20 protein-coding genes are annotated in these 20731 nt (G+C 66.8%); 7 read left to right on the forward strand and 13 right to left on the reverse strand.

The features are described 5' to 3' along the window. Positions 1 to 152: 152 nt before the first annotated feature. Positions 153 to 716 carry an adenylate kinase gene (locus ACZK3J_RS18730; RefSeq protein ID WP_032128385.1) on the reverse strand — a complete coding sequence of 188 codons (564 nt, stop codon included), beginning with the start codon at positions 714 to 716 and terminating at the stop codon, positions 153 to 155. 136 nt (positions 717 to 852) lie between these two features. On the opposite strand from ACZK3J_RS18730, the gene ACZK3J_RS18735 reads away from it, so the two are divergent. The 3 genes from ACZK3J_RS18735 (at position 853) to ACZK3J_RS18745 (ending at position 3619) form a co-directional block, all read left to right on the forward strand. Further along, positions 853 to 2109, forward strand: coding sequence for a 6-phosphofructokinase (locus ACZK3J_RS18735; RefSeq protein ID WP_478476161.1), 1257 nt, complete (start codon positions 853 to 855; stop codon positions 2107 to 2109). A gap of 205 nt (positions 2110 to 2314) precedes the next feature. After that, entirely contained in the window at positions 2315 to 3109 is a 795-nt protein-coding gene (locus ACZK3J_RS18740; RefSeq protein WP_049400701.1) for a hypothetical protein, read from the forward strand. 120 nt (positions 3110 to 3229) lie between these two features. Beyond that, positions 3230 to 3619 carry a DUF488 domain-containing protein gene (locus tag ACZK3J_RS18745; protein WP_049421719.1) on the forward strand — a complete coding sequence of 130 codons (390 nt, stop codon included), beginning with the start codon at positions 3230 to 3232 and terminating at the stop codon, positions 3617 to 3619. A gap of 165 nt (positions 3620 to 3784) precedes the next feature. On the opposite strand, the gene ACZK3J_RS18750 is transcribed toward ACZK3J_RS18745, so the two are convergent. Further along, the gene (locus tag ACZK3J_RS18750) at positions 3785 to 4288 is read right to left on the reverse strand and encodes a hypothetical protein (protein WP_277778979.1); all 504 of its coding nucleotides are present in this window, start codon (positions 4286 to 4288) and stop codon (positions 3785 to 3787) included. A 307-nt stretch (positions 4289 to 4595) separates the two neighbouring features. Here ACZK3J_RS18750 and ACZK3J_RS18755 point away from each other — a divergent pair, with 307 nt between their 5' ends. Next, positions 4596 to 6623 (forward strand): sodium-translocating pyrophosphatase, encoded by a 2028-nt coding sequence (locus ACZK3J_RS18755; protein ID WP_478476162.1) that lies wholly within the window; start codon positions 4596 to 4598, stop codon positions 6621 to 6623. 93 nt (positions 6624 to 6716) lie between these two features. On the opposite strand, the gene ACZK3J_RS18760 is transcribed toward ACZK3J_RS18755, so the two are convergent. From ACZK3J_RS18760 to ACZK3J_RS18780, 5 genes are read right to left on the reverse strand one after another with little or no spacing between them, the layout of a single operon-like run. Next, entirely contained in the window at positions 6717 to 7436 is a 720-nt protein-coding gene (locus ACZK3J_RS18760) for an energy transducer TonB (protein WP_478476163.1), read from the reverse strand. After that, the gene (gene exbD, locus ACZK3J_RS18765) at positions 7433 to 7858 is read right to left on the reverse strand and encodes a TonB system transport protein ExbD (protein WP_478476164.1); all 426 of its coding nucleotides are present in this window, start codon (positions 7856 to 7858) and stop codon (positions 7433 to 7435) included. Before exbD ends, ACZK3J_RS18760 begins: the two co-directional genes overlap by 4 nt. A gap of 9 nt (positions 7859 to 7867) precedes the next feature. Next, positions 7868 to 8596: a tonB-system energizer ExbB gene (gene exbB, locus ACZK3J_RS18770; RefSeq protein WP_478476165.1), complete on the reverse strand. Its 729-nt coding sequence runs from the start codon at positions 8594 to 8596 to the stop codon at positions 7868 to 7870. Next, positions 8583 to 9050: a YbaN family protein gene (locus ACZK3J_RS18775; protein WP_478476166.1), complete on the reverse strand. Its 468-nt coding sequence runs from the start codon at positions 9048 to 9050 to the stop codon at positions 8583 to 8585. Before ACZK3J_RS18775 ends, exbB begins: the two co-directional genes overlap by 14 nt. A 31-nt stretch (positions 9051 to 9081) precedes the next feature. Next, positions 9082 to 9669 carry a biliverdin-producing heme oxygenase gene (locus tag ACZK3J_RS18780; protein WP_101766032.1) on the reverse strand — a complete coding sequence of 196 codons (588 nt, stop codon included), beginning with the start codon at positions 9667 to 9669 and terminating at the stop codon, positions 9082 to 9084. Positions 9670 to 9775: 106 nt separating this feature from the next. Between ACZK3J_RS18780 and ACZK3J_RS18785 the strand changes: the two genes are divergently transcribed. After that, entirely contained in the window at positions 9776 to 10033 is a 258-nt protein-coding gene (locus tag ACZK3J_RS18785; protein ID WP_006390068.1) for a DUF2789 domain-containing protein, read from the forward strand. Positions 10034 to 10129: 96 nt separating this feature from the next. On the opposite strand, the gene ACZK3J_RS18790 is transcribed toward ACZK3J_RS18785, so the two are convergent. The 4 genes from ACZK3J_RS18790 to ACZK3J_RS18805 all read right to left on the reverse strand — a co-directional run bounded on the left by ACZK3J_RS18790 (position 10130) and on the right by ACZK3J_RS18805 (position 15399). Next, entirely contained in the window at positions 10130 to 13048 is a 2919-nt protein-coding gene (locus tag ACZK3J_RS18790) for a TonB-dependent receptor (RefSeq protein WP_478476167.1), read from the reverse strand. Positions 13049 to 13315: 267 nt separating this feature from the next. Next, positions 13316 to 14248 (reverse strand): FecR family protein, encoded by a 933-nt coding sequence (locus ACZK3J_RS18795; protein ID WP_478476168.1) that lies wholly within the window; start codon positions 14246 to 14248, stop codon positions 13316 to 13318. 104 nt (positions 14249 to 14352) lie between these two features. After that, the gene (locus ACZK3J_RS18800; protein WP_014038389.1) at positions 14353 to 14853 is read right to left on the reverse strand and encodes an RNA polymerase sigma factor; all 501 of its coding nucleotides are present in this window, start codon (positions 14851 to 14853) and stop codon (positions 14353 to 14355) included. A 72-nt stretch (positions 14854 to 14925) separates the two neighbouring features. Continuing rightward, positions 14926 to 15399, reverse strand: coding sequence for a hypothetical protein (locus tag ACZK3J_RS18805; RefSeq protein WP_032128396.1), 474 nt, complete (start codon positions 15397 to 15399; stop codon positions 14926 to 14928). Between the two features lie 184 nt (positions 15400 to 15583). Here ACZK3J_RS18805 and ppa point away from each other — a divergent pair, with 184 nt between their 5' ends. Together ppa and ACZK3J_RS18815 are read left to right on the forward strand one after the other, a co-directional pair. Next, positions 15584 to 16120, forward strand: coding sequence for an inorganic diphosphatase (ppa, locus tag ACZK3J_RS18810; RefSeq protein ID WP_005410935.1), 537 nt, complete (start codon positions 15584 to 15586; stop codon positions 16118 to 16120). 152 nt (positions 16121 to 16272) lie between these two features. After that, positions 16273 to 17394 carry an HDOD domain-containing protein gene (locus ACZK3J_RS18815; RefSeq protein ID WP_049461388.1) on the forward strand — a complete coding sequence of 374 codons (1122 nt, stop codon included), beginning with the start codon at positions 16273 to 16275 and terminating at the stop codon, positions 17392 to 17394. A gap of 55 nt (positions 17395 to 17449) precedes the next feature. Here the strand turns inward: ACZK3J_RS18815 and ACZK3J_RS18820 are convergent, their stop codons facing one another. Both ACZK3J_RS18820 and ACZK3J_RS18825 read right to left on the reverse strand, forming a co-directional pair. Beyond that, complete coding sequence (locus ACZK3J_RS18820; protein ID WP_032128398.1) at positions 17450 to 17659, reverse strand: hypothetical protein; 210 nt, start codon at positions 17657 to 17659, stop codon at positions 17450 to 17452. Positions 17660 to 17829: 170 nt separating this feature from the next. Then, positions 17830 to 20688, reverse strand: a complete 2859-nt coding sequence (locus tag ACZK3J_RS18825; RefSeq protein WP_049400560.1) for a TonB-dependent receptor — start codon at positions 20686 to 20688, stop codon at positions 17830 to 17832. Between the last annotated feature and the right edge of the window lie 43 nt (positions 20689 to 20731).

Raw genomic sequence — 20731 nt, forward strand, 5'->3', positions numbered from 1 at the left:
CTCCCCAAGAGGCCATCCCCAAGGGAGCTCATGCTGCGGGGCCCTGAGCAAGCCCTCTGCTGGCGCCTATCAAACGACACAGGCCTGGTCCTCGCGGACCAGGCCTGTGCTTTTTGCGCCCGAAGGACCGGCAGTGCACCGGCCCTGCAGGATCAACCCTTGATCGCCGCCAGGATGCGGGCTTCGATCTCGTCCAGCTCACCGACGCCGTCGACGCGGGCCAGGGTGCCACGGCCGGCGTAGAAGTCGACCACCGGGGCGGTCTGGTCGTTGTAGACCTGCAGGCGCTGGCGCACCGCTTCCGGCGTGTCATCGGCGCGGCCCTGTTCCTTGGCACGACCGGCGATGCGCTCGACCAGCAGCTCGGTGGCCACGTCCAGCTGCACCACGGCATCCAGCGGCTGGCCGATCTTGGCCAGCAGGCCGTCCATCGCATTGGCCTGGGCCACATTGCGCGGGTAGCCATCGAGGATGAAGCCCTTGGCGACATCGGCCTGGGTCAGGCGCGACTCCAGCATGCCCAGCAGGATGTCGTCCGACACCAGGTTGCCGGCATCCATCACCGTCTTGGCCTGCTTGCCCAGCTCCGTGCCCGCGGCGATTTCCGCGCGCAGCATGTCACCGGTCGAAATGTGGGCGATCCCCAGCTTTTCCTTCAGGCGCGTCGCCTGTGTCCCCTTGCCCGAACCGGGCGGTCCCAACAGAACCAATCGCATTGACCTGACTCCAACGTGTTGAAAACAAAGAAGGTTCGCGTCCCGGACGGACCGGTATCGCTGCACCGCAATAGCGCCACTTTACCGCATCCGGGTAATGTCCCTGCAATGTCCCCTCCCCCGAGCAGGTAGAAGCATGCGCAACGGTACTCTCCTCTACGCCCAGTCCGGCGGTGTCACCGCGGTCATCAACGCCACGGCAGCGGCGGTGATCGAGCAGGCCCGGGCCAAGGGCATCAAGGTCCTGGCCGCCCGCAACGGCATCCTCGGCGCGCTGCGCGAGGAACTGATCGACACCAGCAAGGAGAGTGCTGCGGCCATCCGCGCCCTCGCCCACACCCCGGGCGGCGCCTTCGGTTCGTGCCGGGTCAAGCTGAAATCGCTGGACGCCGACCGTGCCCGCTACGACCGCCTGCTGGAAGTGCTGCGCGCGCACGACGTGCGCTGGTTCCTCTACAACGGCGGCAACGACTCGGCCGACACCGCGCTGAAGGTCTCGCAGCTGGCCAAGGCCTCCGGCTACGACCTGACCTGCATCGGCGTGCCCAAGACCATCGACAACGATCTGGCGGTGACCGATACCTGTCCGGGCTTCGGCTCGGCGGCCAAGTACACCGCCGTGTCGGTGCGCGAGGCGGCGCTGGACGTGGCAGCAATGGCCGAGACCTCCACCCGTGTCTTCATCTACGAGGCCATGGGCCGCCACGCCGGCTGGCTGGCTGCGGCCGCCGGTCTGGCCGGCAACGGCGATGACGAAGCGCCGCACATCATCCTGCTGCCCGAACGCGCCTATGACGAAGCGGCGTTCCTGGCCAAGGTCAAGGCGGTGGTCGAGCGCGTCGGCTACTGCGTGGTGGTGGCGTCGGAAGGCATCGCCACCGCCGATGGCCGCTTCGTCGCCGACGCGGGCGGCGGCAAGGACTCGTTCGGTCACTCGCAGCTGGGCGGCGTGGCCGCGCACCTGGCCGGCCGGGTCAAGGACCAGCTGGGCCTGAAGGTGCACTGGGCGCTGCCCGACTACCTGCAGCGCTCGGCCTGCCACCTGGCCAGCAAGACCGACTGGGAGCAGGCGCAGGCGGTCGGCAAGGCCGCCGTGCAGCTGGCGCTGAAGGGCCAGAACGGTGTGATGCCGGTGATCGTGCGCAGCAGCGATGCGCCCTATCGCTGGAAGATCGAAGCGGCGCCGCTGTCGAAGATCGCCAACCACGAGAAGAAGATGCCGGCCGGCTTCATCCGCCGCGACGGCTTCGGCATCACCGCCAAGGCACGCGCCTACCTGTCGCCGCTGATCAAGGGCGAAGCCCCGCTGCCGTACGGCACCGACGGCCTGCCGAAGTACGTGACGCTGAAGAACGTGGCCGTGAAGCAGAAGCTGCCGGCCTTCGAGGGCTGAGCCGAAAAAGGGGACGGAGGGGATTAAGTCGTATACGCCCCTCTGTGCTGAGCCCTGTGCGGAGCGCAGGGCACATTGCGGCGGCCGCCGAAGCACCCCACAATCGGGCTCCGGCCCGGGGCAAAGGGGCCGCCGCAAGCCAGATTCGACGCTGCCCGGCCTTCAAGGCCCGGGCCTGTGCTGCCATTTCACAAGGACTGTAACCATGAAGCACCCGATCCTGATCGCCGCGCTGCTGTGCGGTGCCGCCGCGCCGGCCTTCGCTGCGACCTGCGAAAGCAACTTCCAGAAGAAGGGCAATCCCTTCGTCGGCACGACCTTCACCTCATCGGTCACCCATCCGGACCTGACCGTGGCCAGTGCCATCGGCCAGATGCGGGTGATCGCCAAGAACGCCAACATGGACGTCCTCAGCGAGGACGTGGAAGGCGGCTCGATGCTGATCGAAGAGCCGGAATCCATGGCCCACAAGCCGATTCCGATGATCATCAGTGCCACCTCCGAAGGCGGCCAGGGCACCGTCGGCATGGTGGTGAAGGTCAACAAGGGCGCCATTGCCTCGGCCGACGGCGTGCGCGAAGAAATGTGCAAGCTGCTCAACCAGATCAAGCCGGGCAAGGCTGGCGAACAGGCGGCCAAGGCCACTCCGCAGGCGTCGGTGGTGACGATTGCCGCCGACCGCTTCGGCTTCCAGCTGCGCAACCAGAACAAGGACAACCCGGCCGCGGTCGAGCCGCGCTACAAGGGCAAGACCTACGCCATCACCGGTCGCATCACCTCCGTGCTGCGCAGTGGCGGCACCTACAACACCAGCTTTGACCTGCCCAGCGATGGCAGCATCGACTTTGAGCGCGTGGCCATTTCCTGCTCGTTTGCAGCCAACCAGGCCGCGTATGCGCTGGCCCTGCGCCCGCGCGAGAAGGTGACGCTGACCGGCGTGGTCGACAGCTACGACCAGATTGGTCGTGTGTTGTGGTTGAAGGACTGCCGCGGCAACTGATCGTTGCCAGCATGGGAAAAGGCCCGGGTGCGCAGGCGCCCGGGCCTTTTCGTTTCCACAGCGGTTCACACCTGGCGCACGTGCATCGCAGGATGATGGATACCCCGTCCGGAGGTCATCATGGCACTGCGTGTTGTTCGACTGGGTACGCCGCGCCACCCCGGCGAAGGGCTGCGTATCGGTACCGTGCGGCGACCACCGCGCGGCGTACCACGCAGCGAATTCGCGACACAGGACTGGTACGACGTCTGGTTCCCGCCCCTGTCACCCAGCGCGGAACTGGTAAAACGCGCGCACGAAGCGAAAACCGCGGCCGACTGGAATGCGTTCTTCCGCCACTACAAGGCCGAGATGAAGGCGCCGGATGCAGCCCACGCGCTGGACCTGCTGGCCGCGATGTCACAGCACAGCGACATCAGCGTGGGGTGCTACTGCGAGGATGAAGCGCATTGCCATCGCAGGGCCCTGCGAGAGCTGCTGGTGGCGCGCGGGGCGACGCTGGCGGAGTGATGATTGCAGGTTTGCCGGCCAGCGGCCGGCACTACCAGGTTGCCCGCCGGGCATGGCCCGGCACTACCGATGCGCAGCGAAGTAGATCCACGCCATGCGTGGATGCGCAGCGCCGGGCACGTCAGTAGATCCACGCCATGCGTTGATGCGCGCTGCTGGACGGCCTCAATTGCAGGCCTTGCCTTCCATCTGCAGCTGCGCGGCGAACATCGTCACCTGCGGAATCTGGCCGGCGGCGGCCTGCTTCTTGGCCTCTTCCAGATAGATGCGCGACTGGCCCTGCCCGTCCAGCTCGACCTTGTTGCTAGACGGCAGGCGCCACACGCGCACCACGGCCTGCTGTGCCGGGCAGGCGGCGCTGGGCACGCGGATCACATCATTGAGCTTCCAGCCCTTGTCCACACTCGGCTGCGCCTTGGCATAGTCGACGAAGCGCGCGCGCGGCTGGCACTGCTCGCTGGTCCGCACCGGTGCGAAGCGATACGGCTCGGCCGCCTGACCGGTGAAGGCACCTTCCAGGCGCGCGCAGGCCTCGGGAATCTGCCGCAGGGTATGCACCGCGCCCACGGCCTGGGGGGCACCCACGGCGCGCTGCAGCTCCGGGGTTTCCGCGGCCAGTGCCGGTACGGCCGGGACCAGGGCGGCAAGCATCAACAGGGACAGGCGCATGGGGAATCTCCTACGGGACTGAGCGCAGGCTTGCAGAGGCTGGCTTAACGGGGTGCAAAGGCCTGTGGCTTTCGAATCATGCCCATGGACTGGCGGCATGCGGCGCGGCTCGCAAAAGCCAGTCGAGCAAGCTCGACTCTACAGGTGCCGGCACGCATACTGCGGGCACCAGGGAATGCTGAACACCGCCATACGTCGGACGACCACCAAGGTCGGTACGGGTTGGTTCCAGGCTGCAGCCCGTCGTCCCCCTCGTGGTGCCGTTCATCGCCACTGGATGCCTACATCCATTCTGCGGAGGGGTCTAATGCTGGAACGTCACGGGCTGTCACTGGCGCTGGGCTGCGCCATTCTCGCGATCCTGTTCGGAATCGTCTCGGCGCGCTGGATCCTGCGCCAACCCACCGGCAATGAACGCATGATCGCGATCGCCACCGCGATCCAGGAAGGTGCGCGTGCCTACCTCAACCGCCAGTACCTGACCATCGGCGTGGCCGGTGTGGTGCTGTTCGTGCTGGTCGGCATCTTCCTCAGCTGGTACACCGCGATTGGATTCGCGGTCGGCGCGGTGCTGTCCGGCGCCGCCGGCTATATCGGCATGAACGTGTCGGTACGCGCCAACGTGCGCACCGCCGAGGCGGCGCGCCACGGCATCAGCGCGGCGATGGATGTCGCCTTCCGCGGCGGCGCGATCACCGGCATGCTGGTGGTAGGGCTGGGCCTGTTGGGCGTGGCCGGCTATTACGCACTGCTGCTGCGCCTGGGCCTGCCGATGGAGCAGGCGCTGCACGCCTTGGTCGGGCTGGCCTTCGGCTCGTCGCTGATCTCGATCTTCGCGCGCCTGGGCGGCGGCATCTTCACCAAGGGCGCGGACGTCGGTGCCGACCTGGTCGGCAAGGTCGAAGCCGGGATTCCCGAGGATGACCCGCGCAACCCGGCGGTGATCGCCGACAACGTCGGTGACAACGTCGGCGACTGCGCTGGCATGGCCGCCGACCTGTTCGAGACCTACGCGGTGACCGTGATCGCCACCATGCTGCTGGGCAGCCTGATGCTGGCCGAGGCAGGCGCCAATGCGGTGCTGTATCCGCTGGTGCTGGGCGGCGTGTCGATCATCGCCTCGATCATCGGCGCGCTGTTCGTCAAGGTGAAGCCGGGCGGTTCGATCATGGGCGCACTGTACAAGGGCGTGATCGTCTCCGGCGTTCTGGCCGCCATCGCCTTCTACCCGATCACCACCGGGCTGATGAGTGACAACGTGCATGGGCCGATGGCGCTGTATGGCTGCGCATTGATCGGGCTGGTACTGACCGGCCTGATCGTGTGGATCACCGAGTACTACACCGGCACCCAGTACAAGCCGGTGCAGCACGTGGCACAGGCCTCGACCACTGGGCATGGCACCAACATCATCGCCGGCCTTGGCATTTCCATGAAGTCCACCGCGCTACCGGTGGTGGCGGTGTGTGCGGCAATCTGGGGCGCGTTCGCGCTTGGGGGCCTGTACGGCATCGCCATCGCCGCCACCGCGATGCTGTCGATGGCCGGCATGATCGTCGCCCTCGATGCCTATGGACCGATCACCGACAACGCCGGTGGCATCGCCGAGATGGCCGAGCTGCCCTCGGAGATCCGCGACATCACCGACCCGCTGGATGCGGTGGGCAACACCACCAAGGCAGTGACCAAGGGCTATGCGATCGGCTCTGCGGCGCTGGCGGCACTGGTGCTGTTCGCCGACTACACCCATAACCTGCAGGCAGCACATCCGGGGCAGGAATTCCGCTTCGACCTCAGCGACCACACGGTGATCATCGGACTGCTGATCGGCGGCCTGATTCCCTACCTGTTCGGTGCGATGGCGATGGAAGCGGTCGGCCGCGCCGCCGGTGCGGTGGTGGAAGAAGTGCGCCGCCAGTTCCGCGAGATCCCCGGCATCATGCAGGGCACCGGCAAGCCGCAGTACGACAAGGCGGTGGACATGCTGACCCGCTCGGCGATCCGCGAAATGATCGTGCCCTCGCTGCTGCCGGTGGCGGTGCCGGTGGTGGTCGGCCTGCTGCTGGGGCCGCGCGCACTGGGCGGCCTGCTGATCGGCACGATCGTGACCGGCCTGTTCGTGGCCATTTCGATGACCACCGGCGGCGGCGCCTGGGACAACGCCAAGAAGTACATCGAAGACGGCCACTTCGGCGGCAAGGGCAGCGAGGCGCACAAGGCGGCAGTGACCGGCGATACCGTTGGCGATCCCTACAAGGACACCGCCGGTCCGGCGATCAATCCGCTGATCAAGATCATCAACATCGTGGCGCTGCTGCTGGTGCCGCTGCTGTAGATCCACACCATGCGCAAACCCGTAGAGTCGAGCTTGCTCGACTGCTTCTGGCCCACACCGCAAGAGCGGTCGAGCAAGCTCGACGCTACGAGGTCAACGCCCGCGCAGGAAGAACGACACCGGCACCATCACGTCCACCGGGTCGCCGGCCACTTCGGCCGGCGGCGCCGGTACCGGGCTGGCCCGCTGCACGGTGTCCAGCGTCTCCTGGTCGAGCAGCGCGAAGCCACTGCTGCGGCCCAGTTTCAACCCCGAGACCGCGCCATCGCGGGCAACCGCAAAGCGCACGTAGACCACACCCTGCTGGCGCAGACGCTCGGCCTGGCGCGGATAGCGGCGGTGTTTCTGCAGGTGCCCGAGCAGGCGTCCTTCCCAGGTCGCCTCGGCACGACTGCGCTCACCCGCCGTGGTCTGCGGTGCGGTGTAGCGTGTGGCCGCATCAGCCGCCACCTGCGGCGGTGCGCTGGTCTGCGCGACATTGGCGTCAGCGGTGTCCGGCGACGGCGTCGGCTCCGGTGTACGCGGCGGCGGCAGGTCACCCTGCAGCTGCACCGGCGCCTTCGGCTGCTCGCGAAGGGCCGGCTTCGGCGCCTGCCGCTGCTGTTGCTGCTGCAGCGGGCCGGTCGCAACCTCGCGCGGCGGCACCGGCGGTGCCTGCGCCATCGGCGCCAGTTCCAGCATCAGCGCAGCGGGCGGCGCCGTCGTAGCCAGCACCGGTGCGCGCGTCGCCCACCAGCAGGCCGCGCCGATCAACAACGCATGCACCAGCAGCACGATCGCCAGGCTGGTCGCCCAGCGCCGCAGTCCACTCATCGTGCGCCCTGCTCCAGGCCAACCAGCGCCACCTTCAGGTAGCCGGCCGCTCGCAGCGTATCCAGCGTGGCCATCAGTTCGCCATAGGGCACGTGGGTATCGGCGCGCAGGAAGATGCGCTGCGCGGTGTCACTGTGGGTGGCCGCCTGCAATGCAGGCGCCAGCCCGTCGCGCGCCACGGCCTGTTCGCCAACGCGCAGCGACAGATCGGCCTGGACGGTCACGTACACCGGTGCCTGTTCCGGCGGCGTGGCACTGGCATTGCTGGCCGGCAGCTGCACCGGCACCGACACGGTGGCCAGCGGTGCGGCCACCATGAAGATGATCAGCAGCACCAGCATCACGTCGATGAAGGGCGTGACATTGATCTCATGCGCTTCTTCCGGCGCATCGTCACGGTCGGACGCGGTCCTGATCGCCATCGTCGCGCCTCAGTGCACCGCACGCAGCGGCGCCGCTGCGGTACGCGGAACGGCACGATCGAGATCGCGCGAGACCAGTTGCTGCACGGCCGCCGACTGATCACCGAGCAGACCCCGCAGGCCGGCCAGCACACGGCTGAAGTGGTTGTAGACCAGCACGGCGGGAATCGCTGCGACCAGACCCAGCGCGGTCGCCAGCAGAGCCTCGGCGATGCCGGGCGCAACCACCGCCAGGTTGGTGGTGTTGCTCTGGGCGATGCCGATGAAACTGTTCATGATGCCCCACACCGTACCGAACAGGCCGACGAACGGCGCCACCGCGCCGATGCTGGCGAGCACGCCGATACCACGTCGCTGCACGCGCGCGGTTTCCAGTTCAATGCGGTCCAAGCGCGAGGCCACGCGCTCCTTGATGCCGTCGCGGCTATCCAGTTCCTGCGACAGGCGCAGTTCGGTGCGCGCTGCGTCCAGCATGGCGAGTGCGGTGCCCTGCTGCAGGCTGGCCTCCACGCTCCCGCCGGGCAGGCTCGGCGCCTGCAGCAGCAGCGCGCGCGCTGCACGCAGCTGCCGGCCCTGCCGGGCCAGCTCCCAGCCCTTGGCCAGCAGCACGGTCCAGGTGGCCAGCGACGCCAGCGCGAGCGCGATCATCACTGTCTTCACCACCACGTCGGCGGCCAGATACATGCCCCAGGGCGTCAGTGCAGGGGCAGCCACGGGGGCCAGGTCAGCAGGCAGCATCGTCTCGTTTTCCATCAGCATCAGGGGTCGCTGCACGGCGGCGGGCCGCGCGCGGATCATTGGCGTCGTCCACTTCCACGACCGGGTTGGGCTCCAGCCGCGGTGCGGGCCGACTGAGCACGTAGCCGGCGCTGACCGCGAAGAACAGGCCCACGCCCAGCAGCAGCCGCCAGGACGGATGTGCGCCCCAGCAGAACAGCGCGAAGCCCACCGCCATGCCGGCGCTGGCAAACGCCTTGCCCTTGCGCGACACCGCGCCCTGCTCGCGCCACAGTCGCAGTGACGGGCCGTAGCGCGGGTGCGCCAGCAGGCGTTGCTCGAACTTCGGCGAACTGCGCGCGAAGCAGCCCACGGCCAGGATCAGGAAGATGGTGGTCGGCATCACCGGCAGCAGCGCGCCGATCACCCCGAGGCCGACCATCAGCCAGCCCAGCGCGAACCAGAGCCAGCGCATCAGCGTTGCGCCGATAGGCGGGAGGCGTGCATCAGGCGAATTCCACTTCAACGTGGCCGTGCACGCTGCGGAAGGCGGCGTCCGCCGCATCGATCACCTGCTGCTCCTGCTCGGCGCTCAGCGGCACCGCATCCAGCGCAGCGGTGAATTCACGCCAGTGGCGCGCCGCGCCATCCGGGTGTGCGGCCAGGTGGCGGGCGCCGAAATCACGATCCAGGCCGAGCTTGGCAGCCATCTTGTACAGAATGGTGCCGCCGAGATTGGAGCCTTCGGCCACATACAGCCACCCCAATGCGGCGGGTAGCTCCAGATCGGACGGCAACGGTGCGATGTCGGCCGCCGGCAGGGTCTGCTCCAGATCCTGCAGGTCGCGCGCCACCTGGGTCAGGCGGCGGCGCTCACCCAGGTCCGGCAGCAGTGCATCCAGCGCAGGGTTGGCATACAGCGCATCGATGCTGCGATGAAAGCGGTACTGCACGCGCAGGAAACGGGCGAAGTTGCTGCGGTCGGCGAAGATGTCGCCGGCCATGATGCGCTTGTCCAGCGCGCCATGGCTGTCGCGGGTGGCGGCCTTGAGCCGCAGGCTGCGGCTGTCTTCAGGGGCGATGTGTGCGTTCATGGGGGATGCCAAGGGGGTCGTCCTGCTGTAGACGTTCGCCACGGGGCTTTCCCCAAGGCCATGTGCACCGATAATGGCGTATCCCTTCTTCCCGCAGGAACCGACGATGATCACCACCGAACCGCGCATGACCAACCTGTTCCTGCAGCTGGGCCTGGACGCCAGCGCCGAGGGCATCGCCCGCTTCATCCGCGAACACCAGCTGGCCACCGATGTGGAAGTGGTCGAAGCGCCGTACTGGAACGATGCCCAGCGCCAGTTCCTGTCCGAGTCGCTGCAGGCCGATGCGGCATGGACCACGGTGGTGGATGAGCTGAACGAGTCGCTGCACGAAGATGCCGTGAAGGCGGCGACCGGGCTGTAACTGGCTGGAGGAAGGCGCCGGGCATGGCCCGGCGCTACCGTTGTCTCCCGCTGGGGTCAGAGCCCTTTCTGCAGGAAAGGGATCCGACCCCGACGATCAGTACTTCCAGGTCAACGCCAGGCGCGCGGTGCGGCCCGGGGCCGGCATCACGCCCAGGGCCAGCGGATCCAGGTAGTAGCGGTCGGTCAGGTTGTCCACGCCGGCTTCCACCGACAGCTGGTCGTTGAAGCTCCAGCTGGCGAACAGGTCGACCAGGGTGGTCGGCCGGTACAGCTGCTGGATCGCTGACAGGCCCACGTTCCAATCCTTGTCCAGCTTGCTGATCGGACCGGCGTTGTGGACCACGCGGGTACCGAAGGTCAGGCGCTCGTCGAACAGGCGCGAGCCCAGGGTCAGGTTGACCATGTAGCGCGGCGGGTTCTGGGTATTGGTGTACGAGCCCTCGAAGCCGCCGTCCACGCAGTTCGGCGTGTTGGCCAGTTCATCGTTCCTGCGCTGTGCACCATAGGCACGGCGCTCGGCTGCGATGTCCGGTGCGCAGGTCTTGGCCTTGAAGTAATAGTGCGCGGACAGATCAGCAAATACCTTGCCGCTGTCATAGCTGGACTGGAACTCCATGCCCGAGACCTTGAACTGGTCGACGTTGCGGATCAGGCCGGCCGAGAGCGTGCGGTAGTCACGGGTGATCAGGTCATCGATGCGGGTATCGAAGTAGGCCAGCTTCAGCGCCAGGCGGTCGCCGGCAGTGAACAGATCGTAGCGGATGGTGCTGGCACCGATTTCCCAGCTGCGCGCACGCTCCGGCTTCAGTTCGCCGACCGGCTTGGCGGCGGTGAACAGGCCCAGCGTGGTCTCGAACAGGCTCGGCAGCTTGGTGCCTTCGGCGTACTTCACGTAGACCATGGTGTCTTCGCTGAAGCGGTAGGCCACGCTGGCGGTCGGCGAGAACGCGGTGTCACGACGGCGGATCGGTTGCGACCAGGTCCAGCTGACCGGCACCTCCAGGTCCTGCGCCTTGCCGGCGTCGTAGAAGTTCCAGCCACCGATGTCGCCCACCGTACCCTTCTTGTACGGTGAAGCCAGCAGCGATTCCTGGGTGAAATTGCCGTTGGCGTCCGGATACCAGTTCAGCAGCGCGATGCGCTTGGCCCGCCACGATGGCAGCGCCGGGTTGCCATTGAGCAGTTCGGTGTAGCGGTACTGGCCCTGCACCTCGTAGGCATCGGGCGTGGCCAGGCGGTTGCGGTCGTGCACATCCACGCGGTTCCAGCGGCCGCCCAGCAGCATCTCCCAGTGTTCGTCCGGCGCCCACTTCAGCGACGCCACCGCGCTGTACTCCTTGCGCTCGGCATTGCGCAGGAAGCGGTTGTTGACCAGGTCATCGTGCATGATCGGGCCGGAGCTGCCGGGGGCGATGTCCTCATCGCTGAAGGACAGGCCGTAGTCGAGGGTGAAGCGGCCGGCGCTGCTGTCGAACACGGATGTATTGCTGGCATCCAGGCCGAAGCGCTTCTGCCGCAACGGATTGCGGTAGGCATCCTTGTAACCGGGATCGCCACTGAAGCTGGGCGCGTCGTACCACTCGGTGCGGCGGTCGAAGTACCACGGCGTGATGCCGGTCAGGCTGTTGTACATCACGCTGTCGGTGTCGGTGTACGCAGCGTTGACGCGCAGGTCGACCAGCTCACTGTCCGGGTTGAAGCGGTAGCGCAGGCTGTAGCTGTCCATGTCGACGTGGCCCGGATCCCACTGCGGAATGCGGTCACGATCCACACGGATGATCTGCGAGGCCATGATCTCGCCCGCGGTGCCTTCATAGCGGCGGTATCCGGCTTCCAGGGTCTGTGCATCGTCGATGCGCCAGGTGCCCTTGAGCAGCGCCGACTTCGAGCGGGCCGAGGTATTGAAGACCTCGGTACGCGGCGGATTCAGCGGCGCCAGCGTGCGCCGGGTCTGCGGGAAGTCATCGTAGCCATGCTTGCCGGAGAAGTAGTTGCCGTTGTCGCGGTAGGCGTAGGCGGCAACCAGATCGAAGCGATCCCAGTGTCCCGCAGCGGCCACGTTGAAGAACTGGCTGCCGGTGGCGCTGCGGTCGGTACGCGGCGCGGCGCTGTAGGACGGCAGGTTGTTGGCGCTGTTGTTGGCCAGGCCGCCACGCACGCGCACGCCGAAGTCCCGGCCTTCGCGCAGCACGTCACCGATCTTCAGCGTCTCCATCTCGACCACGCCGCCGATGCCACCGGAGGCGTTGGCCTGCAGGCTCGGGCCCTTGGTGATGGTCAGGCTGGAGATCAGGTCCGGGTCGAGGTAGGTGCGCTGCGACTGGCCGGCATAACCACGGTAGGTATCCATGCTGGACTGGCCACCGTCGATGATCACCGGCACGCGGCCCTGGCCCTGGATGCCACGGATGTTGACGTCAAAGCCGTTGCCCACGCGCGGATCACCGGCGGTGACGCCAGCCACGCCCTTGACGATGTCGCCGTTGGACGTACCGCGGAATCGCTCCAGGTGCGTGCGGTTGAGCGTGGTGGTGGAGCCGACGCTGCGATAGCCGTCGAGCAGGCGCGCCTCGTCGCTGGTTGCGCCGCTGTCGATACGGTCGCCGGCCACGCTCAGCGTATCGGTGACGATCACACCGCTGTCGGCCTGCGCCGACGCTGCCGCTTCCAGGGTCACCGCATCGGCACTGACCCGGCGCACCGCCAGGCCACTGCCCTGCAGCAGGTGCTGCAAAGCCTCGCTGGCCGACAGGCTGCCGCTGACCGCACGCGAGGTCACACCCCGGGCCAGGGTGGCCGGGTACACGACCTGCACGCCGGACTGGCGCATGTAGCTGCGCAGCGCCTCGTCCAGTGGCTGCGCGGGGATATCGAAGCGCTGCACGGCAGCGTGGTCACCGCTGGCATCCTGCGCGAGTACGGAGGGCGCGGCGCTGGCCAGGCCGGCCGCCAGCAGGGCGATGCACAGGCGGGACGGGCGCGGCATGCGGCCCGGACGATGGAAATCGAACATGGGGGAACCTGTCAGGTAATCGGTGCCGCGGGCGCGGCGACATCCGCAACACGGGCGGACACGGCGACGTACTGGCGGCGGCGGGTACGTTCGCGGAGTAAGACGGATGAAAGCGCGGCAACCCCAAGAGCGATTTGCGGCCGCGACAGGTGCCGACCGTGGGTCGGCTGGTTGCCGCGGTGGGTGCCAACCGTTGGTCGGCTGCTTGCAGTGGTGGGTGCCGACCGTTGGTCGGCACAGGGACGGTCATCCACGCATGGCGTGGATCTACTGCACGATGGCGACGCCGAATGGAAGACGAGTAACCCGAAGACCTGCTGTTGCCGCCAACGCGTCCAGCGCCTGCTCCGGGCGATCAATGCGCAACGCTGCACTGACGGCCGGCAGCTGCGACAGATCGCCACGCACGAAGGTCGGGCCAGCGCGATAGCGCCCGACCCATTGCACGGCCTCGGCGACGCTGGCCTGCTCCAGCAGCAGTTCACCCTGCCGCCACGCGCCCACACTGTCGGCCGCCACATCCTGCAGACGCGTCACGCCACTGCGCTCGCCATAGGCCGCGCGCTGTCCCACCTGCAGGTAGGTCCAGCCACCGTCGGCCGGGCTGGCCACGCGCACCCTGCCCTGTCCGACCTGGGTTTCCACCTGATCGTTGTCGCGTGCGACGGAGAACGCGGTCGAGATGTCCTCGACCACGCCATTGGCCGCGAGCACGCTGAAACGCCGCTGGGCATCCGGGCTGACCTCGAACCAGGCGCGCCCGCGCAACAGCTCGATCCGGCGTGCATCGGCATCAAACCGCACGGCGATCGCGCTGTCCGCATCCAGCACGGCACGACTGCCATCGGGCAGTTGCACGTTCTGCACGACATGCGTACTGCGATGGTCGGCCTGCAGCCGCAACCAGGCCTCCGGCCATGCCACCAGCATCGCCAGCGCAGCTGCAGCGGCCATTGCCCAGCGCAGCCGCCGCGGGCGCCGGCGTTCGGCCGGCCGGGCCTGCGGGCGTGGTCCGACACTGCGCCACAGCGCGCGCTCGTACTCGAAGGCGCGGCGGTGCCCCGGTTGTTCCAGCCAGTGCTCGAACTCGTGCATGCGCCCCTCGCCGAAGTCACCCGAGGCCAGCCACGCGATCCAGCTCCGGGCCTGTTCGGCCAGGGCATCGTCATTGGCGGCGGGCAGCGTGTTCGGCGGGCTCATCGGCTGGCGGACAGGCGCATTCAAGCGCGGGCGGAGGAACTAGACCGCATCCGCGGTCCAGTGATCAAGACGTTTCAGCGAGGGCCAACCCCAAGGCGGGGCGATCATCGGCCGCTGCGCGCCCAGGCCAGGCGTTGCAGCGCCGTGCGCACATGGTTCTCGACGGTAGTCACCGACACACCCAGACGGCGTGCGATCTCGGCCTGGGTCAGGCCCTGCAGGCGGTTGAGCCGGAAGATGGTGCGGGTCGGCTCCGGCAGGTGCCCCGCCGCGTCAAGCACCCGCTGCAGCTCGTCCTGTGCCATCGCCTGCTCTTCGGTCGAGATCACCTCGTCCGGCCCCCACAGGTAGTGGTCGGCCAGCAGACGGTTGCGCCGGGTCGATTCGCGGCCATGGTCGGTGGCCAGGTTGGCGGCCAGCCGGTACAGATAGGCGCGCGGGTTGTCGATGGCCTGGCTGTCATCGACGCCACGTGCCTTGAACCACACCGCCTGGATCACGTCCTCGGCGCCGTTGTCGCCCCCCAGGATGCGTTGCACCCGGCGCAGCAACGCAGGCCGCTCGCGGATCAGCAGTTCGGTGAGGGAGGCGGCATTGGAGGACATGCGCGGAACCGGGACGACAGACGGAAGGCGCCGCGCATGCTACTCCGTTAATGAGAATCAGTCACGTTCTCATCAATGGATGCACCCGGTCAGCCCGTCATAGACGCTCTGCGAGGTCCCCGGCAGCGGGTCATGCAGTGGATTGCGCGCGGCGAGCGCGGCATGGAAGGCTTCCACCGGGGTTCCCGCCACCAGCGGCAGGCGGCACAACCAGGTCGGTTGCCGGGCCACGATCGCGCCATCGTTGCGGGACACCTCCAGATCGCTGGCGGCGAATGCCCACAGGCATTCATGCACGGTTCCCCGCACCGCATCCACCGAACAGCGCAGGCGCAGGGCGCGGATATCGCTGTATTCGCCCTCGCAGAAGGTGTCGCCACAGATGGCATCGAAGCCATGCTGCAAACGGCCTTCCAGGGCAAAGAAGCGGTCCCAGTTGGCCTCCTGGTGCGGGTAGTCGATCAGGTCGACATAAGGGGACGCCTGGGCCAAAGGCGCAACCAGCAACATGCAGGTCAGGCCAAACGACAGGGCAGACACGTTCATGGGCAGACTCCTTGGGAAGGTTGGTCCAGCCTGCGCTCCCATGCCGGCCGCCCCCATCAGCCAATCCCGGCCTGCCCGGTAGGCCCCCGCCCCGCAGCGCCGTCGGCCCCTCCCTCTGCACAGCGCCCGGCAAAGGCATAAAATGGGGGGCTATCCGTCTACATCCCCCACCTGGAGCACGACCATGGGTCTGGAACTCGTCTCGCCCGGCAAGAACCCGCCGGAAGAAATCAACGTCATCATCGAGATCCCGAAGGACTCGGAGCCGGTGAAGTACGAAGTGGACAAGGAAACCGGCGCGATCTTCGTCGACCGTATCCTGTCCACCCCGATGCGCTACCCCTGCAACTACGGCTACGTGCCGAGCACCCTGTGCGGCGACGGCGATCCGGCCGACGTGCTGGTGGTGCTGCCGCTGCCGCTGGTGCCGGGCTCGGTCGTGCGCTGCCGTCCGGTCGGCGTGCTGAAGATGAGCGATGAGGCGGGCAGCGACGAGAAGATCCTGGCCGTGCCGGTGTCGAAGATCTTCAGTGGCTATGCCCACGTCGAAGACATCGCCCAGGTGTCCAGCCACTGGCTGGAGCGCATCGGCCACTTCTTCGAGCACTACAAGGACCTGGAGAAGGGCAAGTGGGTCAAGCTCGACGGCTGGGGCGGCGCCGCTGAGGCCAAGCAGATCCTGATCGAGGCGCACCAGCGCCATCTCGACAGCAAGGCCTGAGCCTGAACCGGATCGCTCCGGTGGCACCCCGCCGGAGCGATGCGGGTCACGTTTCATGACGACGGCACATCACACGTGCCGCCGTATTAGGTAAATTGCGTCACTTCACACGTCGTCGACATCCATCGTCGAGACAGCCAGGGGAATGTGTCGTGCGTATTCTGCTTGTTGGGGATGCAGCCAGCCTGCCGGCCGAGCTGACCGAATTCATTGCCGATCTTGGGGAAGACTGGCAGCCGCTGACCGCCACCGATGGCCAGACCGCGATGGCTGCGGTGGCCACGCAGGGCGTGGATGCGGTGATCGTCTGCCCGCAGCTGCCGGATCTCAATGCCACCACGCTGCTGGGCCAGATCCGGACCTTGCGCCCGGAAACCATCCGCATCGCGCTGATCGATGCCCAGCACGGCAACCGGCCGCCGCCGGCACGCCTGATCGGTGTCGCTCACCGTTTCCTGCCGTTGCCACTGGCACCGGAAGTGCTGCTGGAAGCGCTGACCAGCCTGGAAGAGCTGCGCGAAGTACTGGACAGCCCACGCCTGCGCGATGCCATCGGCCGTATCGAGAAGCTGCCCTCGCCGCCGCACCTGTACCTGAGCCTGACCCAGGCGCTGGAGCATGACGACGACGCCGACAGCGCCGACGTCGCCAAGCTGGTGGCGGCCGACCCGGCCATTGCCGCGAAGGTGCTGCAGCTGTCGAACTCGGCGTTCTTCAGCCAGGGACGCACCATCGCTGACCTGCGCACGGCCGTGACCCGCCTGGGCCTGTCGACGCTGCGCGACCTGGTGCTGGCCAGCGAGGTGTTTTCCGCACCCACGTTGTCCACCGCCGAACGCAATTCGCTGCAGCAGCGCGCCCTGCTCGCCTCGCGCCTGGCCGCGCGCCTGCTGCCCGAATCCAGTGCCGAACTGGGCGCGACCGCCGCCCTGCTGGCCGACATCGGCCTGCTGCTGCCCGGCGTACGCAACGAGCGCAGCGAACCGTCGCTGGCCGGTGACACCCGCCCCGGCCATGCCGAGGCCGGCGCCTACCTGCTGGGCCTGTGGGGCCTGCCGATGCCGATCATCGAAGCGGTTGCCTTCCACCTGCAGCCGCAGCGCGCCAATACGCGCAGCTTCTGGGTGACCGGTGCGGTGCATGTGGCGCTGGCGCTGGTCAACGGCGATCCGGTGGATGAGGACTACCTGCAGCGCGCAGGTGTACTCAACAGGCTGCCGCAGTGGCGCGAGCATGCCAATGCGTTGATGGGACTGGTACCCAGCGAGGCCTGAGCTGTCAACGCAGGAACAACCTCGAAGGCGCGCCCAAAGGCGCGCCTTTTTTGCATCAGCGCGCGCCGCAGGCGTCCTGCACGCAGTGGCGATACTGCAGATCGCACATGACCTTCGAATTGCCTGCAGCCAGGCATTGCTGGCGCAGCTCTTCGCAGTACAGCCCGCCCCCACAGACACCACCGGTCTGGGCGAACACCGCACCCACCAATGTTGCATAGATCAGTGCAGCAGCAGACAGTTTGTGCAACAGCGTGCTCTTCATCGCTCTCTCCATGTGCAAGTGTCCGAAAGTGGACCCAGCAACTGTGTTGATTACGACACGACAGGAACGTGACTCTGCTCACCTTCCACGACATTTCGGAATTCCCCTACAAAAAAAGAGGGCGGACCTTGCGGTCCGCCCTCCCGGTATTGCTATCGCACTTCGAACGATCAGAAGCGCTGGGTGTACTTCATGTACAGGAAGCGACCGACGTCGAAGCCACCGTAGTAGGCGAAGCTCGAGTTCGGCGCCGAGTACTGCAGCGCACCGCGGTGATCGAACACGTTGTTCGCACCCAGGGCGATGGTGGCATCCCACGGAGCCTTCCAGCTGACCTGCACGTCGTGGAAGGTGTTGGAGCCGGTGTGGCGCAGCGGATCCGGCTCACCATTGGCATAGTGGTTCGGGGCGTCGCACCATGCGTCGTCGATGCAGCTTTCCTTCATGCCCGAGTAGTAACGAGCAGTCCAGTTGACACCGAAGTCACCCAGCTCCCAGTTCACGCCCAGGTTCGAACGGACGCGGAACAGGCCCGGCTCACCAACGCGACCGATGGTGATGTTCTCACCCTTCTTGTTCTGGCCGGCTTCGTCGTACTTGGCCAGGTAGCTGGTCTGCCAGTCGATGCTGAACTTGCCGATCGACAGTTCCGGCAGGCGGTACTTGACACCCAGGTCGTAGCCTTCGGTCTCCATCGAGCCGAGGTTGGCCAGGCCGTAGGTCAGCGCCTCGATATGGCCATCGGCGGCACGGGTGACGCCTTCGCAGCGAGCTGCGTTGCCCAGCACGTAGCAGTCACGCAGGATGCGATCAACGCTGTCAGCGATGATCATGTTCTTCAGCTCGTAGCGGTACCAGTCGAGCGAGATGTCCAGGCCCTGCACCCAACGCGGGCTCCAGACCAGGCCAACCGTCTTGCTCTTGGAGGTTTCCGGCTTCAGAGCCGAATTCGAACCGCTGACGAACTGGTCCGGGGTCGCGCACGGGAAGGTGCTGCAAGGCGCGAAGCCCTGGCCGACCTGCACGTAGTTGGCCGGCACGCCAGCCCCGGCGCAGGCAGCATTGCCAGCGACGTTGCCCGGCGAGGTCGAACCGCACGGGTCGGTGTAACGCTCGAAGCTCGAGTTGGTGCCGCCGTACAGATCGTCGACGGTCGGCGCGCGGAAGCCTTCTGCGTAGGTACCGCGGACCAGCAGCTCTTCGATCGGGCGCCACACCAGGCCGAACTTCGAGTTGATCGTGTCACCGAAGTTGCTGTAGTCGGAGTAGCGGCTGGCGACGTTGAAGGTCAGTTCCTTGGCAAACGGCAGGTCCGACAGGATCGGCACGTTCAGTTCCAGGTAGAACTCATCCAGCGAGTAGTTGCCCGAGGTGGTGGTCGACGCCAGGCCGGTCGACTGGCCCGACTGACGGAAGGCGTCCGGCACGAAGCGGCCTTCTTCCTTGCGGTGCTCGTAGCCCATGGCCACGCCCAGGTCACCGGCCGGCAGCTCGAACAGCGAACCGGACAGGTTGGCGGTGTAGCTGGTGGTCTTGGTCACACCGGTGTCGGTGTAGGTCGGGAACAGGAAGTTCTGCAGATCACGGTCGGCAAGCGAGCCCTGGCCGTTGACGCCATACGGCAGCAGCGGGTTCCACGGACGGCACTGGCTCAGCGGGATCGGGTTGGCGGCGGTGCCGCACTGGGCAACACCCTGGCCGTTGATGAACGACTTGCCAAGTGCCTGCTCGGATGCGATCAGGCTCATGTCGCCGTAGCCGGTCTTGGTCAGCTCGTTGCGGTTCCACAGCGCACCGACGTCCCAATCCCAGGTCTTGCCGGCGAATTCGAAGAAGCCGCTCAGGCTCGGCGCGAAGCGCAGGGTCTTAAGATCGCTCTTGGTGGTACGCGGCACTTCCCACAGGCGGCGACGGAACTCGACGTCCTGACCGATCGGGTTGAACGCGCTGTCCTTCGACAGCGGGGTACCGAACGACAGCGACTGGTACGGGTAACCCGCGATCTGCTGGTCGGTGGTGCGCTGGTTGTACAGCACGTCAGCATTGAAGGTGATCGAGTCGGCCAGATCGTAGCTGCCGTTGACGTACACGGACTTACGCTCGATGCCGGTCTGCACCATCATCTGCTGGTTGGCATTGGAGTACTCGGCCGGGGTCAGCTGGTGGTAGTCGGCCGCATTCTTCGGGTCACCGCCCGGATTCAGGGTCATCCACTCCGGCTGCGGCTGGCCTGCAGCGCGCGGCTTGCAGTCGCCCCACACGCGCGGGTCGCACCAGGTGCTGTTCTGGCTCAGCGGGCTCCAATCACCGGAGGTGGTGTTCGGGCCCAGGCCGCCGTCGCGGCTGAACCAACGATCCTTCGCCCACACCGGATCCTGCTTGGAGTATTCGGCCGACAGGGTCACGCCGCCACGCTCGCCTTCGGAGCCGAGGGTGAACGAGTAGGTGTTGGTGTCGCCGTCGCCGCGGCCGTACTGGCCGACGTAGACGCTGGCTTCAGCACCGTCGAAGCGCTTGCGGGTGATCACATTGACCACGCCAGCGATGGCGTCCGAACCGTAGATGGCGGAGGCGCCATCCTTCAGCACTTCGATGCGCTCGACGGCGGCCATCGGAATCTGGCTCAGATCCTGGTAGCCGGCAGTGGTCGCGCCCAGGCGCTTGCCGTTCATCAGCACCAGGGTGCGCTGCGCGCCCAGGTTGCGCAGGTCGACGTAGTAGCCGCCAACGTTTTCGCCGGAGGACAGCGAGTCCGCACGGGAAATGGCCGGCGAACCTGCCGAGGTCAGGTTCTGCAGGACATCGGCGACGGTGGTGTAGCCCTGCTTTTCCAGGTTCTCACGGCTCAGGGTGAGGACCGGCTGCTGGGTCTCCATCGAGGCGCCGCGGATGCGCGAGCCCGTGATTTCGATGCGATCCAGGGTGGTCGCATCCTTTGCTTCCTGTGCAGAAGCAAAGGCGGGCGTCAGCGCCAACGCAATGCCAGCCGGCAGAAGGCCCAGCCGCACTGCGGGATTACGAACGTTCATCTATCTCTCCAAGGTACGTGTTAGCAGCGTGTTAAAACACCCC

It is taken from the genome of Stenotrophomonas sp. 86428_Sma (genome assembly GCF_056481585.1).

Excerpts from the sequence above, each read along its gene's own strand:
- ACZK3J_RS18730 (WP_032128385.1), bottom strand. The coding sequence starts at position 716 with ATGCGATTGGTTCTGTTGGGACCGCCCGGTTCGGGCAAGGGGACACAG.
- ACZK3J_RS18735 (WP_478476161.1), top strand. The coding sequence starts at position 853 with ATGCGCAACGGTACTCTCCTCTACGCCCAGTCCGGCGGTGTCACCGCG.
- ACZK3J_RS18740 (WP_049400701.1), top strand. The coding sequence starts at position 2,315 with ATGAAGCACCCGATCCTGATCGCCGCGCTGCTGTGCGGTGCCGCCGCG.
- ACZK3J_RS18745 (WP_049421719.1), top strand. The coding sequence starts at position 3,230 with ATGGCACTGCGTGTTGTTCGACTGGGTACGCCGCGCCACCCCGGCGAA.
- ACZK3J_RS18750 (WP_277778979.1), bottom strand. The coding sequence starts at position 4,288 with ATGCGCCTGTCCCTGTTGATGCTTGCCGCCCTGGTCCCGGCCGTACCG.
- ACZK3J_RS18755 (WP_478476162.1), top strand. The coding sequence starts at position 4,596 with ATGCTGGAACGTCACGGGCTGTCACTGGCGCTGGGCTGCGCCATTCTC.
- ACZK3J_RS18760 (WP_478476163.1), bottom strand. The coding sequence starts at position 7,436 with ATGAGTGGACTGCGGCGCTGGGCGACCAGCCTGGCGATCGTGCTGCTG.
- exbD (WP_478476164.1), bottom strand. The coding sequence starts at position 7,858 with ATGGCGATCAGGACCGCGTCCGACCGTGACGATGCGCCGGAAGAAGCG.
- exbB (WP_478476165.1), bottom strand. The coding sequence starts at position 8,596 with ATGCTGCCTGCTGACCTGGCCCCCGTGGCTGCCCCTGCACTGACGCCC.
- ACZK3J_RS18775 (WP_478476166.1), bottom strand. The coding sequence starts at position 9,050 with ATGCGCTGGCTCTGGTTCGCGCTGGGCTGGCTGATGGTCGGCCTCGGG.
- ACZK3J_RS18780 (WP_101766032.1), bottom strand. The coding sequence starts at position 9,669 with ATGAACGCACACATCGCCCCTGAAGACAGCCGCAGCCTGCGGCTCAAG.
- ACZK3J_RS18785 (WP_006390068.1), top strand. The coding sequence starts at position 9,776 with ATGATCACCACCGAACCGCGCATGACCAACCTGTTCCTGCAGCTGGGC.
- ACZK3J_RS18790 (WP_478476167.1), bottom strand. The coding sequence starts at position 13,048 with ATGTTCGATTTCCATCGTCCGGGCCGCATGCCGCGCCCGTCCCGCCTG.
- ACZK3J_RS18795 (WP_478476168.1), bottom strand. The coding sequence starts at position 14,248 with ATGAGCCCGCCGAACACGCTGCCCGCCGCCAATGACGATGCCCTGGCC.
- ACZK3J_RS18800 (WP_014038389.1), bottom strand. The coding sequence starts at position 14,853 with ATGTCCTCCAATGCCGCCTCCCTCACCGAACTGCTGATCCGCGAGCGG.
- ACZK3J_RS18805 (WP_032128396.1), bottom strand. The coding sequence starts at position 15,399 with ATGAACGTGTCTGCCCTGTCGTTTGGCCTGACCTGCATGTTGCTGGTT.
- ppa (WP_005410935.1), top strand. The coding sequence starts at position 15,584 with ATGGGTCTGGAACTCGTCTCGCCCGGCAAGAACCCGCCGGAAGAAATC.
- ACZK3J_RS18820 (WP_032128398.1), bottom strand. The coding sequence starts at position 17,659 with ATGAAGAGCACGCTGTTGCACAAACTGTCTGCTGCTGCACTGATCTAT.
- ACZK3J_RS18825 (WP_049400560.1), bottom strand. The coding sequence starts at position 20,688 with ATGAACGTTCGTAATCCCGCAGTGCGGCTGGGCCTTCTGCCGGCTGGC.